General features: G+C 55.7%; 12 protein-coding genes. 8 read left to right on the forward strand and 4 right to left on the reverse strand.

The features are described 5' to 3' along the window. Positions 1-124 precede the first annotated feature (124 nt). Both ASD03_RS12415 and ASD03_RS12420 read right to left on the reverse strand, forming a co-directional pair. Positions 125-1,087, reverse strand: a complete 963-nt coding sequence (locus ASD03_RS12415; RefSeq protein WP_057207721.1) for a class I SAM-dependent methyltransferase — start codon at positions 1,085-1,087, stop codon at positions 125-127. 92 nt (positions 1,088-1,179) lie between these two features. Beyond that, on the reverse strand, positions 1,180-2,508 hold the full coding sequence (locus ASD03_RS12420; protein WP_082523617.1) for an O-antigen ligase family protein: 1,329 nt from the start codon (positions 2,506-2,508) through the stop codon (positions 1,180-1,182). A gap of 209 nt (positions 2,509-2,717) precedes the next feature. On the opposite strand from ASD03_RS12420, the gene ASD03_RS12425 reads away from it, so the two are divergent. Then, positions 2,718-4,991: an exopolysaccharide transport family protein gene (locus ASD03_RS12425; RefSeq protein WP_057213872.1), complete on the forward strand. Its 2,274-nt coding sequence runs from the start codon at positions 2,718-2,720 to the stop codon at positions 4,989-4,991. Positions 4,992-5,025: 34 nt separating this feature from the next. Here the strand turns inward: ASD03_RS12425 and ASD03_RS12430 are convergent, their stop codons facing one another. Together ASD03_RS12430 and ASD03_RS12435 are read right to left on the reverse strand one after the other, a co-directional pair. Then, a complete protein-coding gene (locus tag ASD03_RS12430; protein ID WP_057207724.1) occupies positions 5,026-5,880 on the reverse strand; it encodes a sulfotransferase in 855 nt (284 codons plus the stop codon). 22 nt (positions 5,881-5,902) lie between these two features. Continuing rightward, the gene (locus ASD03_RS12435) at positions 5,903-7,153 is read right to left on the reverse strand and encodes a glycosyltransferase family 4 protein (RefSeq protein ID WP_063963285.1); all 1,251 of its coding nucleotides are present in this window, start codon (positions 7,151-7,153) and stop codon (positions 5,903-5,905) included. A 685-nt stretch (positions 7,154-7,838) separates the two neighbouring features. Between ASD03_RS12435 and ASD03_RS12440 the strand changes: the two genes are divergently transcribed. The 7 genes from ASD03_RS12440 to ASD03_RS12465 all read left to right on the forward strand — a co-directional run bounded on the left by ASD03_RS12440 (position 7,839) and on the right by ASD03_RS12465 (position 15,076). After that, positions 7,839-8,276, forward strand: a complete 438-nt coding sequence (locus ASD03_RS12440; protein WP_156407949.1) for a hypothetical protein — start codon at positions 7,839-7,841, stop codon at positions 8,274-8,276. Between the two features lie 342 nt (positions 8,277-8,618). Continuing rightward, on the forward strand, positions 8,619-10,403 hold the full coding sequence (locus ASD03_RS12445) for a sensor histidine kinase (protein ID WP_234907960.1): 1,785 nt from the start codon (positions 8,619-8,621) through the stop codon (positions 10,401-10,403). After that, complete coding sequence (locus ASD03_RS12450) at positions 10,364-11,053, forward strand: response regulator transcription factor (RefSeq protein WP_063997078.1); 690 nt, start codon at positions 10,364-10,366, stop codon at positions 11,051-11,053. The genes ASD03_RS12445 and ASD03_RS12450 overlap by 40 nt, the downstream gene beginning before the upstream one ends. A gap of 66 nt (positions 11,054-11,119) precedes the next feature. Further along, the gene (locus tag ASD03_RS12455) at positions 11,120-12,451 is read left to right on the forward strand and encodes a GDSL-type esterase/lipase family protein (protein WP_057207727.1); all 1,332 of its coding nucleotides are present in this window, start codon (positions 11,120-11,122) and stop codon (positions 12,449-12,451) included. Positions 12,452-12,600: 149 nt separating this feature from the next. Next, positions 12,601-13,032: a hypothetical protein gene (locus ASD03_RS12460; RefSeq protein WP_057207728.1), complete on the forward strand. Its 432-nt coding sequence runs from the start codon at positions 12,601-12,603 to the stop codon at positions 13,030-13,032. Between the two features lie 47 nt (positions 13,033-13,079). Continuing rightward, positions 13,080-13,229: a DUF5989 family protein gene (locus ASD03_RS39955; protein ID WP_107027808.1), complete on the forward strand. Its 150-nt coding sequence runs from the start codon at positions 13,080-13,082 to the stop codon at positions 13,227-13,229. Between the two features lie 14 nt (positions 13,230-13,243). Continuing rightward, entirely contained in the window at positions 13,244-15,076 is a 1,833-nt protein-coding gene (locus ASD03_RS12465) for a carbamoyltransferase (protein ID WP_057213878.1), read from the forward strand. Positions 15,077-15,221 lie beyond the last annotated feature (145 nt).

A 15,221-nucleotide genomic window follows, 5' to 3' on the forward strand; every position in this document is an offset into this window, starting at 1 on the left:
TGTCGTCGGGAAAGCGGCAAAGCGGCTTCCCGAAACAGGTTTCGTAAATGATGTTCGAATTTAAGGTCCGCGCCGCCCCGGTGGCAATTAGCGAGAACGGGTTAGCCTAAAAGGGTAGGTCGGGTCAGGCGTGTCGCCCCTGCGCCCCCTGGTAGTGGGCGATAATGGCCTTCGGGGAAATCGGCGCCTGCGCTTTCCGACCATAAAAATACACGCCGCTTGCGCCATCCTCCGCAAAGCGTGCGGGAATGATCGCATCCAGATATTGCGTCCAGAAGAAGGCGAGCTTTGCAAGCTTGCCCAGCATCACCGACCGAAAGACACTGCGAACGAGATAGTCAACTGACCACATGAACTGCGTGCCGGGGCCACCATTGGCCCCAGATGAAATCGTCTCGAACCAGCGGAACAGATATCGATGGCCGCTTTCGCTGAACCGGGTGAAATCGAATGCTCCCTCGTGCACCTGCTGCATGAAGGGCGTTTCAGCGTAGACGAGCCCCTTGTCGCTCAGGACGCGCCAGATCTCGGACACGACCTGGGCAGGCTGGAGGACGTGCTCAAGAACGGCCTGGATGACCACTGCGTCGAAAAAATCGTCCGGCAAGGGAATCTGATGGGCGTCGGCTATGAACTGGGTGAGGGGGGATGCATAGACGTCGAAGGAGTAGACGCTGATCTCCGGATGCTCATAGAGGGGTTCCATTCCTTGGCCAATACTCCCGCCGCCGATGACAAGAAGCTTGGCCGGGCGGGCCGCGGTCGTCTGCAGGTCATCAACCAATCGACTGACGTTGGAGACAGTACTCTTTTTTGTCGGCGAGAGCAGTTTCTTGAAGAACCTCGTCAAGCGACCGTATTGTTTGCGCTCGATGGGGCTTGCCGCCTTCGAGCGTAAGAAATCGCCTTCGCTAAACACGGATTCCGAAAAATCGATCATAACCGGCTTGCCGTCGACCAGGCGATAGGACATCTCGGGGTTCTCGGGACAGACCGGTTTCAGCACATCGGGTGAAACGCGCGCCAGTTTCGAACCGGTGCGCGGGCAACGCAATGCTTCAAGGCATTCTTCCACTTCGACCAGCATCACTTATCCTCGCCCTCAGCAACTGGAACCGCATCTGACAGTTTGCGTTGCGACAGAAACTTGCGTTCCTTCAAACAGTTCCCGCGCACGAGCTAGCGAATAGGACCTAACCCTGACCTAGGGCGTCCGGCCCGCAATATTCGCGCAGGCGTTAGCGCTCCATTGCCGATGCTCCTTTTCTCCACAGCGCGACAATAGCTTGTTGCCAGTCCTAGCGTAAGGATTATTGGGACAGTCCAGAACCGCCCATAAAGGTGAGGAAACGCATTAGCCATCAACGCGAACATAGACACGCTGACAAGCGCGCAGGCAGCGTAAGCTGCACCTCCCGGCACGCGATACGTCCGCACAATCGGGAGAAACGTGGCAGCAATCATAACACCAAAACCTATGGCGGCCATGATTCCGCCTTCGGTCGACAACAAAAGATACAGGTTGTGCACGGGCTGCCTGATGGCGCTGGTGACTTGGTATTGATCGGCGCCGACACCTATCCACAATGTATCCTGCACTCGACCAAGGGCCTCATGCATCAATTCGACGCGATGGTCGAAGGTTCCAGCCTGGCTTAGATCGCCCGTTTCCAAGGCGCCGAGCACGCGTTTTTGAAAGACCGCCGGCAGGTAGTCGCGGCCGGAGTGCACAATCCAAATGGCAAAGGGTGTTAAACAGGCAAGGCCGACCACGACATACTTCCAGCTGCCGCTCAGGACCATGAACCCGAGGAAAGTGAACGCAAAGCCGGCCAGACCGGTATTCGAACCAGTCAGCAAGATGCCATAGGCCATGGTCGCCCCAATGACGATCGCATAGGCTTTGCCGATCTTTCCCTTGGAAGCCAGCAACATAAGCATCGGCATCGCGAGCGCGATTACTGCCGCGCATTCGTTCTCCCTTTCGACAAATCCCGTCAAGCGACCATTGCCGCTTACGAAAGCGGTGTTCTTCTGGCCATCGATATGGATCAGGTAAATCCCATGCAAGCACATGAGGAAGATCGACGCTACGTAGACCTTGGCGAAGGTCCACATGGTGCCCAGATCGCGCCCGCAAACAACAAGGGCAACAACCAGATAGGCGAACAGATACTGCCCGACGATGACGATGCCCCGTATCGGGGCGGTAGACAGAAGGCTGCTGATCATCAGCCCGGAGCACAGCAACAGCAGACCGCAAAGCCACACAGTCGCCGATGCGCGCCCCCACAGCCGTAGCGGCAATCCACCGGTAAGCGCACGCAACCCAAGAGCGGCGCAAAACAACAAGTCGCTCAGGGTGAAATAGAACATGTTCGTGCGCAAGAAATTCACCGCCGAAAGGAAAACGGCACACACGGCACAGGCGAATTCAATCCTTTGCCAAAAGGTGTGTCGGTCGGAGGAGATCGGCTGAACACCGGACGTTCGTGTCATGTGCGTCATTGACGTCGACCACAACCACTGGGAAATGAGCTCGTTATTCTACAGGCCACATATTTGCACACATGCTTGAAATGAATCCGCTAAAATTCCCTTTGACATTGTTCCCAAACTGCTCCCAAGTAAATAGGCGAATGTGAAGCCTAATATCACTTGTTGACCGACCGACGTGGACGCAGATGGCTCCAACGGAGGACTCGGGATAGGCCATCATGCTGTTATATGACCGAGAGTACGAAGCCGATGAGAAGGGTGGGCGCCGATTTGGACCAGTACCGCCGGTCTCGCGCGACACCTCGTCCTATGAACTTGCGGATATCGTCGACTTCTTCCGGCGCCACGCCAAGCTCATCTTGATTACAGCCCTGACGGGCACCCTGCTCGCTACCATCATTACCCTGTCGCTCACAAAGATCTACACGGCCTCTTCGACGCTCGTCTTCGACCGCAACGATATCCGGCCGTACGAAGCCGTCATCGAGTTGCAAAAACAGGAACGTGACAAGTCCGCGATGGAGACCGAAATGGATCTCATCAAATCTCGCGAATTCCTCGGCTTTGTGGTTGACGACTTGAATTTGATGGAAGACCCATACTTCAATGCCAGATTGTCAGCAGACGCTCAGCAAGACGCATCGTCGTTTTGGGGATGGCGGTGGTCTCCACGCAAAGCGCAGGCAGGACCGCGGCGCGTGACGGCGGGCCAGAATGTTCATCGACCCACTACCCTCGACCCAGTCAACCGTGATCGGGTCATCACAAAACTCGCCGATGCCATCTCTGCCGATCGCAAGGGCGAAAGCCTTGCGATGACAATTTACGTTCAGCATCCCTTGGCGCTTTATGCAGCCGAGATCGCCAATGGCGTAGCAGCGGACTACGTGGTTTGGTCAACCCAGATGAAAGAACTTGCAGCGCATGCGACTGTCGATACCCTTCGCACCCAGGCCAAAGATCTGGTGCAGTCGATAGCCAAGAAGGAACGCGAGATCGCCGACTTCACGATGCGCAGCGACCTGACATTCGATCCACGTGACGATGTTCTGCGTGCCCGCACCGAACAGCTCAATCAGCAGTTCATCCTGGCGAGGGTCGACGAAGCCGGCGCATGGGCGAAGTATAATGAGGCCAAGAACATTCTTTCAAAGACCGGCATCGACTCCGCCGGCCGCGTTATGACGTCGGACCTGCTCAGCTCGCTGCGAACCGAACAAGGAAAGCTGGAACGCGGCCGGGCCCAACTGGCCTCAAAATTTGGCAAGAACCACCCCCAGGTAGTCGAGGTCGATGCGGAATTGGCGTCGAATCGCCAAGTGATCGAAGGTGAAATCAATCGCACCCTCCAGGAACTGGAAAACGATGCGAAAGTCGCAACTGTCAGGGTGCAGAAATTCCAGGAGGAAGTCGGTCGGCTGCAGAAACAAATGCAGGACCGAAATCTCGATGAAATTCGCCGTCGCGAATTGGAGCGTGACCTACTGACCGAGCAGAAGCGCTATGATGCAGTGGTCCTGAGGCTCGGCACGCTCGATCCGGAGAAGGATGAGATCAAGGCCACGGCCCGCATTGCGTCGTTCGCCGAAGTTCCGATCGATCCGTCGTTTCCCAAGCCCGGCTTGCTCATTCCCATCGGCGGCTTAGCTTCGCTACTGCTGGGCATGGTTGGCGCGATGGCGGTCGAGGCGGCGGACGGACGCGTTCGGACGGCCCGCACGCTCGAAGCGATCGTCAACCAGCCGAACTATCTCTCCATCCCCGATCTAACGGCGACGTTGAAACCGGATCAAACGCTTTATCGCTCCATTCTCGCCGACCCACGCTCACCATTCGCACGCTCAATGCGCTCTCTATGTCTCGGCTGGAAGAGCCAGGACGCATCCAAAGTCGTCATGTTCTGCTCTCCTTCAGCCAATGAAGGCAAGACAACTTGTGCCGTGGGCATGGCGACCGTTGCCGCTCTGAACGGTTTGCGTTCCGTTATCCTGGACATGGACCCCGGCCCTACGGGGGCGACCACGATGATCGGAGCGCCGCAAAGGCCATTCAATCTCGATCTTGTAGCCGATGGCGCCACCGATCTGACCTCAATTAGCGCGCAAGCGCCTGACTTTCCTTTTGTTCACGTTCTCACCTCGCGTCTGACGCTCCAAGATCAGGAGCGTATTTTTGGAGAACTGCGCAGGCACTTCGATCTTATCATCGTCGATACGCCTGCGGCCGATAATGATGACGACGCGATCTGGCTCGCAAGCCATGTCGATGCGGTGTTTGTGGTTGCGGCGGCGGAGCGGACCTACGAGAAGAACCTCCTTGACCTTGTCGAGCGACTAACGACAAGCCGCGCAAGGATCATCGGGAGCATCCTAAATTTTGCCGGCATCTATCGGCCAAAGCCGGTGTGGAGATCGCCGCATGACTGGCTCAGGAGCAGGTTGGGCTCATGGAGGAGAACGGACAACTTGGGTTTGCAGGTCCGGCGCTCCTAACCCGAGTTCGAGCCATGGGTGGCGCCCCAAAAGCCTACACCGATGGGCGCTTGACATCTTCCATGGGGGCTTTCAACCAGTCGCCTAAGTCGCGGCCAAGCAAACCTGCAAGGCGGTCGGTCTCGTCCTCATAGTAACCGATCATTCGCGAGGTCAATTCCTTGTTGAGCGGTACATACTTGAACTCTGCCGAGATCATTGATCTCAAAAATTCGAAGCCTTTCGTGTCACGCAAGGGGGCAACGATCGGTTTAAGTGGCTTGAGTATCTGCCGTAATCTGGCGTCCACCAGAGGTTTGGTCTTGTCCTTTACCCTCTGAGCGACTGGCTCAAAAGCGGGGTTTCCGTCAAGGCCGAGAAACTGCCGCAGGTCCTGAACCTGCCCGGCGGCATCCCTCTTGAGGTCTTCGTAAAACAGAACGAGCAGCCTTTCCCGAGGGAAGAACTCGAGAAACCGGCGCAACTGCCGGAAATACAACCCACCCTCGAGGAACCTGCCGCCCGCACCCTGGCGCGGATCGAGATAGCGCTCGATGTCACCAGTCGCCTCGCCGCGGCGATGGAGCATGCAGTAGTCGGAATAGGCCCGCTCAACGGGATTTCTCAGCTGTGCCACCAGCAAGACGTGCGGCAGACTTTGGTGGATACGCGCCGCGGCGGCAGGGGTATCAAGGTAGGAGTTCGACTTCTCACCGATGACAAGACCCTCGCTGGTCGGCTTGAAATTCTCCAGATACCAACCATCTCCGCGATCGTGGTAGCGACTGAAATAATGGATCTCCGGATCCGGCATATGGACACGTGGATCCAATTGCAGCGATTGTTGCAACCAGGTGGTGGCGCTCTTCGTTGCGCCAATGATCAGGAAGTTGATATCGCCCATTTCCATCGTCTGCTCCTCAAGGCCAAACTCAGGGTGCTGTCCTTCTTACTCCAAAGCTCCGGTACTCGCGTCCAACGATGCGCTCGTAAAGCAGGCTGATGCCTTTGACATGAGCCTCGGTGCCATATTTCGTCAAAGCGTTTTCACGAGCCGTCGAACTGATGCGGCGATGTTCCCCGGCGTTCATCAGCAGTCTCGCCAGCGGATCGACGAAGGCCTCCGGCTTTTCAGGCTCAACGAGGAAACCAGTCACACCGTCGACGATTGCCTCGATGTTGCCGCCGTGGCGGGTCGCAATCACAGGGGTCTCGAGCAACATGGCTTCAATCAACGTCCGCCCGAAGGGTTCGTTGATGGCCGGAACCAGCAATGCGTCGAGCGCACTCATGCAAGGCGCGACCGGCGCGCGAAAGCCCATCATTTTGATACGCCGCTCGACTCCAAGTTCCAGCGCGCGCGCTCGCATCTCCGGTTCCGGGTTCGGAAGGTCTGGTGATGGGATTCCGAAGACGAGGCCAACCAGCGGGAAATCCGGAAAGCGCTGGAGGAAAGCGTGGATGACCTCGACAAACCTGACCGGGCGCTTCCTGTCGATCAAGCCCCCCACATAGCCGACGAAGCGGGTTTCCTCGGGCAGGTCGAGTTCCCTGACGAATTCGCGCCTGCAGTCTTCGCGATCGGGCAAAATGGTTGGGTGATCGAAGGGGCTGTGCAGTACGCTCAGCTTATGGGAAACCGGCAGGATCGGCCGCGTCGGCTGCACGTAGCGCGAGACCGTAACAATGTGATTTGCCAATAGAGGCGCCATGACGTTAACGCCGAAGGCATCGGGATCGCCGCGATGATGCCAAAGCAGCCGCGCGCCGGAAAGGCGAGCCGCCAGGGCCCAGGTCGCGTGCATCTGGCCGTCGTTGGTATGTACGATATCAACCTCATGTTCACGAAGGAATGAACTGAGTAGCGCAGTGGTTCGTGCATATCCAAAACCGCGCGAGAGCTTGCCAGCCACGCCATATGAATGGCGAGGCGACATCACCGCAACTTCGGGCGACTTGACGAAAGACACTCCACGTTCTGTGAGATAGGCTTCAAGTGCCTTTCCGGGCTGATGCAGAATGACAAGTGGTTTATATTTCGATTGATCGAGCGCACAGATCAAACCAACGGCGGAGATGTGGCTGCCGCCGACTTCATCTCCCACAAATGGATAGGCCACTACGAGACGGTCAACGTCGCTCAGGATATTCTTCTCCCCGGATCGCCTCTCCCTGGGAGCCACGGTCCTTTCTGCGGTTGAGCTAATCTAACGCGGCTTCTTCCGATGATCCATTACAATCCGACTGCCGGCTGTCGATCGCTCGCCGCTGCAGTAAAGACCATCGTCAGCCGTCCAGCCTTCATGTGCAGACCCACCCCTGAGGGCTGGAAATTGGTAGGTTGAGGCAGAGACGGCGGCTTGTTTTGCATTTTCAAGCAATCCCGGCCAGTTGAGCCGCAAGCTTCGGCCTGACGAAATCGTCGCCGTCGGCCACAAAGCGCTCATCGAGCCAGAAAATTTAGAAACCTGGGAACCGATATCAAAAGTATCGCATTGGGTCAGCCCCGTCGCTTCGACCAAGCGGCATTGTGAATGCAAGTCCCACAAACGAACGCAGAGTGGTAGACGTTGATCACCGTCTCGAATGCCGATTTTTGCTAGCCGAGAACAACGATCTCCCGCCGCAGCTCTTCAATTCGGGCATCGATATCACCCAGTTTCGGACGTGCCGCGCAAACGACCGTGCATCCCGTTCGCATCGGAAATTTCCACCGATATATCCAACGACATATACTCCGCCAACGGGGAACGAGTTACAGTCTTTTGTTGAATGGCTGGCGGATAATCCGATGGGTGATTTGCTGTGCGATGACTGTCCTGCGTACGGCGGTATTGCCAAGTCGGAATGATTGGGCTGGAGTTGACCATGTTAGGTTGCAGCGTCATCGAAATCATGCCATCGAACGGGCGGGTCCCTGCGGAATTGATCGAAGCAGGCTATCGGTCAAGCCAGTATGGTCTCGTCGTATTTATCCTGAACAACGTGACCTACCAGGCTGTTAATTTGGTTCTCGATCCGGTCGTCAGGACAATGCCACTGTCAATCCCAGGCGTGCTTTACGTAAAAATTGGCGACGAGCAACGAGTGCGCGAAGCGGTAACTTCCGCTTCGATCGTATATTTCGCGAGCAATTCTCTTTACAACTTCGCTGCAAATTATGGCGCAGCGCCCAAGCTGGTCCATTTAGATTTGCCCCCGCAGTCGAATGACACAGACGAGTTATCAGCTATACGAGAATATATTCCCCCACCGGAAACCGTCGATTGGCGCCACCACAGCTTTCATCATATTTCCGCGGCATAACTCAGACTTCAATTCTGCTGTGAAGAAGACAATTGTCAGTTGCTCCGAATCCCAAATGAGCAAGAAGGCGACGCTGGCGAAAATGGGCCTACCAGCCCGTTGAAAAAGTCGGTCGTTGGCATGGGCAAGGCTATGCAATTGATCATTCGGTTTAAGTTCATTTTTTAGTATGTTATGCTGACGTAATTAAGCGTTTCAGGCTGGAATGCAGCAAATCCAGTGTCTGAGAGGAAGCAACCGCCGGTCTCGTATAGAGCAGATAGCAATCAATAGCTTAATTCTGAGCGCCGTTTACGAGCGAGGGTAAGGCGGCCCTAGCTCGGTCATCGCTGGAGACGGGCCATGCGTATGAATGCCTGGCGGAACTTCATACTTAGGGGCAACATTGCCTCGCCTCTTCGACCCCAAGGTTTTAGCAACACCTGCGACGCGGACGCAGCACGCGGTCGAACGACCTGGATCAACACACACCGTGCACGTGCGGATAAGGTCATTGCTATTGGCCGTATCATGTCAGTGATCGCAAGCCTCTCGATAGCCTGGCTCGGCGCGATGCATCAGCCGCGTCCTCTCCAGTTTGTACTTCCATTTCTGTCGGTCTACCTCGCATACGCGATCCTCTGCGCAATCCATGTTTGGCGAAGCAAGATTTCGCGTGTAAGCGGCACCCTGATACGCCATGCGGTGGATGTCGTTACCTTTGTTTTTTTCATGCTACTAACAGGTGGCGCTTCCAGTCCATTTTTCATATTCATGCCCTTCGTTCTCCTGAGTGCAACGCTGCATTGGCGTTGGCGAGGTGCGTTTTGGACAGCGCTCATCTGCATGGCAGTTCCTGTTTGCCTGGTAGCGTTCGATACCGGTGCTGACGTGACGACGGACGTCTCACACATCCTATTCGTGACTGTCGCCGGCGTTCTACTGGTCTGGCTCGGGGCTCACCAAGAAGTAGTTCGCGCGGAGATGCTGCGCCTGGTGGAGAAAACTCCTGCGACACCCGAAGGACCCGAGTGGCCCGCTGGTGCCGCTCTTGAATACGCAGCGCACGTGATGCGCTCGCCCCGCGCACTCCTGATCTGGAGCGACCCGGACGAGCCATGGACCTATGTAGCAGTTCGCGAGAATGGCGCTTGCAGTGTCACGCAATTGCCGCCGGACGCCTATTGGCCATGGGTTGCGGAACCATTGCAGCGCGCCAGCCTGCTAATCGCCGACGCGAGCCATTCTCAAATCCTCATCCACCGGGGCGAGGGATATTTCGACGAATGGGACGACGCAGTGTCGCCTGTTTCACCTGTTCTCGCTGGCGATTTTTCGATAGCCTCTGCGGTCTCGGCGCAATTTCGAGTGGGTGATCTTGAGGCACGCATCTTTCTCTTGGATCCACCGACACTTTCGCTTGACGACGTGGCCATTGCAGAGGTCATCGCCGACAGGATCAAAGCATTGTTCGAGCAGGCTATCTTGATGCGCAGGCTTAGCGATGCAGCGGCTGTTGAGGAACGTATCAAGATCGGGCGCGATCTTCACGACGGAGTACTTCAAGCTCTGGCCGGAACGGCGTTGCAACTCCAGTCCCTGCGTTCGTTCACTCTCGGGGAGGATCAACAGATCGACGGTCGTGTGACGGCCATCCAAGCCATGCTTGCCGATGAGCAACGCGAACTTCGCGCTTTCATCCGCGCGCTCGAACCAGGCCAAGGATACCGCAACTTCGCCGAATCTCATTTAGCACGGCAATTCGAGGCATTGGCTCGGCGTTTGCGCAAGCAATGGTCGATTGATATTCGCTTCGCTTTAAGCCCCATAGATCTGCGTCTTCCCGCCACGATGGTCTACGAGCTCATACGCATGGCTTCCGAAGCGACGGCCAATGCGGTGCGTCACGGCGGTGCGAAAACACTTGAAATCAACTTACAACTGGATGCCGGTACGATCTTGTTAACGGTCGATGATGATGGATCAGGCTTCGGCTTTGAGCGACGGTTTGATCATGCGGAGCTGAAGAATACCAAGACCGGACCTCGCAGCCTTCGCGAACGCGCCGCAGCGCGTGGTGGAGAGCTTTCGATCGACAGGGTTGCGCAATGGACACGGATCTTGATCAGATTGCCGGTGCACCAATGAGCCTGCGCGTTGTCATTGTCGATGATCACCTGATTGTTCTGGACGGGTTGCGCCGCATTATCGAGACCGAGGAAAATACCTGGGTGGTCGTCACATGTCGAAGCGCGTTCGACGCGATTGCTGCGATCGATCGGGAACGGATTGACCTCGTCGTCGTAGATCTGCGAATTCCCGGAATGAGCGGACTCGAGTTGATTCATTACATCCGCACCCGTGGGTCGGACCTGCCAATTGTCGTTCTTACCGCGGATATCAGCGACGAAGATCTTGCCATAGCAATGCAATATCGCGTGAATGGCATCGTACTGAAGGAACAGGCACCGACCATATTCCTTAACTGCCTGCGGACCGTTGCCACCGGCGGCACATATTTTACGGACAGAAGCATGGCCTGTGCGCTGGACCGGCTGCGCGAACGTGAATCCCAATACAACTCTCTGCTGCAAGCATTGACACCGCGTGAAGTTGAGGTTTCGCGTCTTGCCGCCGATGGATTGCGTAGCAGGGCGATAGGGGACGAGCTTGGAATTTCTCCCGGAACAGTCAAGCTTCATCTTCACAGCATCTACGGCAAACTTGGTATTTCAACGCGGGTGGAGCTCGCAAACCTGGCGAAACGGCAATGGCTGACGAACGAGACCCGATCTTAGGAAGACGTGAGGCGCGGTTTGCATGAAGCGAGCTTTGAAGCGCAAAGGCGAGAAAGCGGAAACGTTGTGATCAAGCGAAACCTTGGCATATTAATATGCGTGCTCATTGCAGTTTATCTCCTGGTGAGCCCCGCATATGCGCTCCTAAATTTCCGGGATTTTGCCTCGGATGTTCCACTTTTCATTCGCTACGTTGCCATCCCCGGCCTGCTTGGAATCGCCTTCCTGGGAATAGGTTTGTTGGCCAAACCGTCTTTTGCAATGGCTGTTGGCGTTTACGGTCTGAGCGTTCTCGTGGCCCTTTTCGCATTTGAGGCGTTTCTCGCCTTCCAATCGATCTCGGTGCGACTGGCTATGCTGGGTCAACTCAACCCTGCTCAGGCTGAAACAGTTGAGCAGGACAAGAACATCGTACGAGGCTTCGCCCTAGGCAGTCTGAACCGTTTTTTGCAAACACAAAAGCTATCGACAGCCCTTTTGTCGGGCTTCCCAAATACCAGCGTCGTCCTTTGTACACCTGACAATCAAATCATAAAGTACACTGCGGACCGCTATGGCTTCAACAATCCGGACGATGTTTACGACCTACCAATGGACCTGATGCTTTTGGGTGATTCCTTCGTCGAGGGATTTTGCCTGCCACCAGGCCAGGATCTTGCGTCGCGTCTAAGGGCCAGCGGTTTTTCAACGGCGGGCGCGGGAATTCGCGGGAACGGCCCTTTGCTTGAGCTCGCGACGCTGGGCCGCTTTGGGCCACTCTTTCGACCACGCCACGTGGCGATGGTTTTCTTCGAGGGCAATGACTGGGAGAATTTCGAGAATGAGCTCAGCAAACCTTGGCTGCGCGATGCGCTTTCGCCAGCCGCCCACTTTGGCACACAGTCAACCGCACAGCCGGCATCGCTTCAGGCCAGAGTCATTTTGAACCGGAACAACAGCAAGCCCATCAACTACATTGATATACTGACAAGAACAGCGATGCTTCGAAACTTCCTGGCCCTGCAGCAAACTTTTACTAGGCTCGGATTGATTTACCCAAAGGCGGCTCGTGAAATGCCGGAATTCAGGGAGACCTTGCACCGAGCTAAAACAATTACCGCCTCATGGGGCGGCAGGTTCACCCTTGTATATGTGCCGCGGGTCGACCGCTTCGTCGGCCCATTTTCTACAGACCGGGTATACGATCAGCTCCGCACAATCGTGACCGATGCCGCGGCGGCCGAGGGAATCGAGGTCATTGATCTTCGCAATGCGTTAGAGGGCAAACCTGACCCGGCGCGCATGTATGCCCCGGACAGCCATTTCAGCCGCGAGGGGGCAGCCTTTGCCGCTGATGTCATCAGCCGACATTTGGAAACCGTCGACAGGTCGTCCAGGATGGTAACGAATATGAGGTAACTGCGAGAAGCGATGTGGGGCGACGTCTATATCCATTGGTATATTGACCGAGACTTTGCGCACCTGTTGAATCCCCGCCAGACGTATGAAACCATAATCGAGCTACGCCCGTTACCGTCTTCTGTTCTGTACATTCTGGGCAAGAAACAGTGAGCGAATCGCACGAGCAATTATTCGAGGATATTCCGCAAGGGCCATCGAATCGTAACTTCGGTTACACGGTGGGCGGTATCCTCCTTTGCCTTGTTGTGGCGAGATGGATAATCACCGGAACAATGACACCGGTCATGTTGGGCTTTGCGAGCGTCGGTGGCCTTCTGGTCTTGCTGGCTCTTATTTACCCGGCCTCTCTCACAATTCCCAATGAGATTTGGAGCAAGCTCGGCCTGCTCCTGTTCAAGGTCGTCAATCCCGTCGTGATGCTCATCATCTATGTAACAACGTTCGTGCCTATAGGGTTGCTCCTGAGAATGCGAGGTTACGACCCTCTCGCACTGAAATTTGACCGGGCGGCGGTCACCTATTGGGTCAACCATCCGTTAGAAGAGGCGGAGCCGTCCACAATGCGAAATCAGTTCTGACGACGCGGTTTTTTTGCTGTGATCGAACGTCGAAGAAGGACCGAAACATGGAAATGGTACGCGAGCTTTTCCACTATATGAGCGTCCGCAAGAAGTTTTGGCTGCTGCCCGTCTTTATCATGGTCGCAGTCTTTGGAGCTCTTTTGGTCCTGACCCAGGGCACCGCGGTTGCTCCCTTTATCTACACTCTGTTCTGATGCGGAGAGGGTGAGTGCGAGTTCTTGGAATCTCGGCCTTCTATCATGACAGTGCGGCGGCCTTAGTCGAGGACGGACATATCGTCGCTGCGGCGCAGGAAGAGCGCTTCACCCGAAGGAAGCACGATGCGTCCTTTCCAATGAGGGCGGTTGAGTACTGCCTAGCCGAGGCAGGCTGCGGCATGAGCGAAATCGACCACGTGGTCTTTTATGAAAAGCCATTCTTGAAGTTCGAGCGATTGCTTGAAACTTATCTCACAACGATCCCGAGGGGCTTTCTCTCTTTCAAGACCGCGATGCCGATATGGATCAAGGAAAAATTGTTTCAAAAGAAACTTCTGCGGCAGAAGCTCGGAAAACTGGCTGGCTCGAAAGAGTGGAGAGGCTCGCTCCTGTTCACCGAGCACCATATGGCGCATGCGGCGAGCTGTTACTTTCCGTCTCCTTTTTCGACTGCAGCCGTGCTGACCATGGACGGCGTGGGCGAATGGTGCACCACATCAATAGGGCATGGTACCGCTGATCGCCTCGCCATATTCAAGGAGATACACTTCCCCCATTCTCTGGGCCTACTCTATTCCGCTTTCACCTATTACACGGGATTCAAGGTAAACTCAGGCGAATACAAACTTATGGGCTTAGCACCTTACGGGCAGCCGCGTTTTGCCCAAACTATTCTGGATCATCTGATCGATTTGAAAGAGGACGGCTCGTTTCGCCTCGATCAACAGTATTTCGACTACTGCACTGGTCTTACAATGACTTCCCCGGCCTTCAATCGTCTCTTTGGAGGCGAACCACGAAAACCGGAATCCGCCTTAACCCAGCGCGAAATGGACCTGGCTGCGTCCATCCAAGCAGTGACCGAAGAGGTGGTCCTGAGGCTCGCACGCTTTGCACAACTTGAAACGGGCGAAAGAAACCTGTGCCTTGCCGGTGGTGTCGCGCTGAATTGCGTCGCAAACGGTAAGCTCCTTAAGGCAGGCATATTTGACAATATCTGGATCCAGCCGGCAGCCGGCGACGCCGGAGGTGCTCTTGGCGCGGCCCTTACTGTTTGGCACGGTTTCCTCAGCAATGGTCGGAAGGTCAATGGTCGCGATAGCATGGAGGGCGCATATCTTGGCCCCGCCTACGGCCAAAAAGAGATCGAACAGCGCCTTACTACCGCCGGAGCCGTCTACGGCGTTCTTTCGGACAGCGAGGTTACCGAGAGCACCGTCGATGCTCTCGTTGAGGAGAAGGCTGTGGGGTGGATGCAAGGCCGCATGGAATTCGGGCCGCGAGCGCTCGGGGCGCGATCCATATTGGGCGATCCGCGGTCGCCTACCATGCAGAGAACGCTAAATCTCAAGGTTAAATATCGCGAGAGCTTTCGCCCCTTTGCGCCCTCTGTCAGGCGCGAGGATGTATCGGACTGGTTCGATATCGATGTTGACAGTCCCTACATGTTGCTTGTTGGCGACGTATTGGAAAGTCGAAGACATCAACCGAACACTGATGAGCAGGAATTATTCGGCATCGACCGCCTGAACGTCTCACGATCGCAGATCCCGGCTGTTACTCACGTCGATTATTCGGCCCGAGTGCAGACGGTGCATAGAGAGACCAATCCCCGTTACTGGGACTTGCTGACTGCCTTTAAGGCGCGCACCGGCTGCCCGGTTCTAGTCAATACGAGCTTCAATGTGCGTGGCGAACCGATCGTCTGTACTCCAGAAGACGCTTTCCACTGCTTCATGGGCACCGAGATAGAAAGGCTTGTCATTGGAAACTGCGTCCTTCGAAAGGAAGATCAGCCCGACCGCCTCAAGCAGGACTACAAGGAGCACTTTGAACTAGACTAACACCTTGATTCACATTGCCGCGCTGAAACAGGCATAGGGCCTTTCGGATGAAAATTGGTGCCGCGCGCTCGTCTCGCTTCTCAGGCAACGGTGGAGAATTGGGAGAGCCTTGATCAAGCTGGCAGTAGGCCAAAACTTAAGAACG

The sequence above is a fragment of the Ensifer sp. Root127 genome, assembly GCF_001425225.1.
GTDB lineage: Bacteria > Pseudomonadota > Alphaproteobacteria > Rhizobiales > Rhizobiaceae > Ensifer > Ensifer canadensis.

Excerpts from the sequence above, each read along its gene's own strand:
- ASD03_RS12415 (WP_057207721.1), bottom strand. The coding sequence starts at position 1,087 with ATGCTGGTCGAAGTGGAAGAATGCCTTGAAGCATTGCGTTGCCCGCGC.
- ASD03_RS12420 (WP_082523617.1), bottom strand. The coding sequence starts at position 2,508 with ATGACGCACATGACACGAACGTCCGGTGTTCAGCCGATCTCCTCCGAC.
- ASD03_RS12425 (WP_057213872.1), top strand. The coding sequence starts at position 2,718 with ATGCTGTTATATGACCGAGAGTACGAAGCCGATGAGAAGGGTGGGCGC.
- ASD03_RS12430 (WP_057207724.1), bottom strand. The coding sequence starts at position 5,880 with ATGGAAATGGGCGATATCAACTTCCTGATCATTGGCGCAACGAAGAGC.
- ASD03_RS12440 (WP_156407949.1), top strand. The coding sequence starts at position 7,839 with ATGTTAGGTTGCAGCGTCATCGAAATCATGCCATCGAACGGGCGGGTC.
- ASD03_RS12445 (WP_234907960.1), top strand. The coding sequence starts at position 8,619 with ATGCGTATGAATGCCTGGCGGAACTTCATACTTAGGGGCAACATTGCC.
- ASD03_RS12450 (WP_063997078.1), top strand. The coding sequence starts at position 10,364 with ATGGACACGGATCTTGATCAGATTGCCGGTGCACCAATGAGCCTGCGC.
- ASD03_RS39955 (WP_107027808.1), top strand. The coding sequence starts at position 13,080 with ATGGAAATGGTACGCGAGCTTTTCCACTATATGAGCGTCCGCAAGAAG.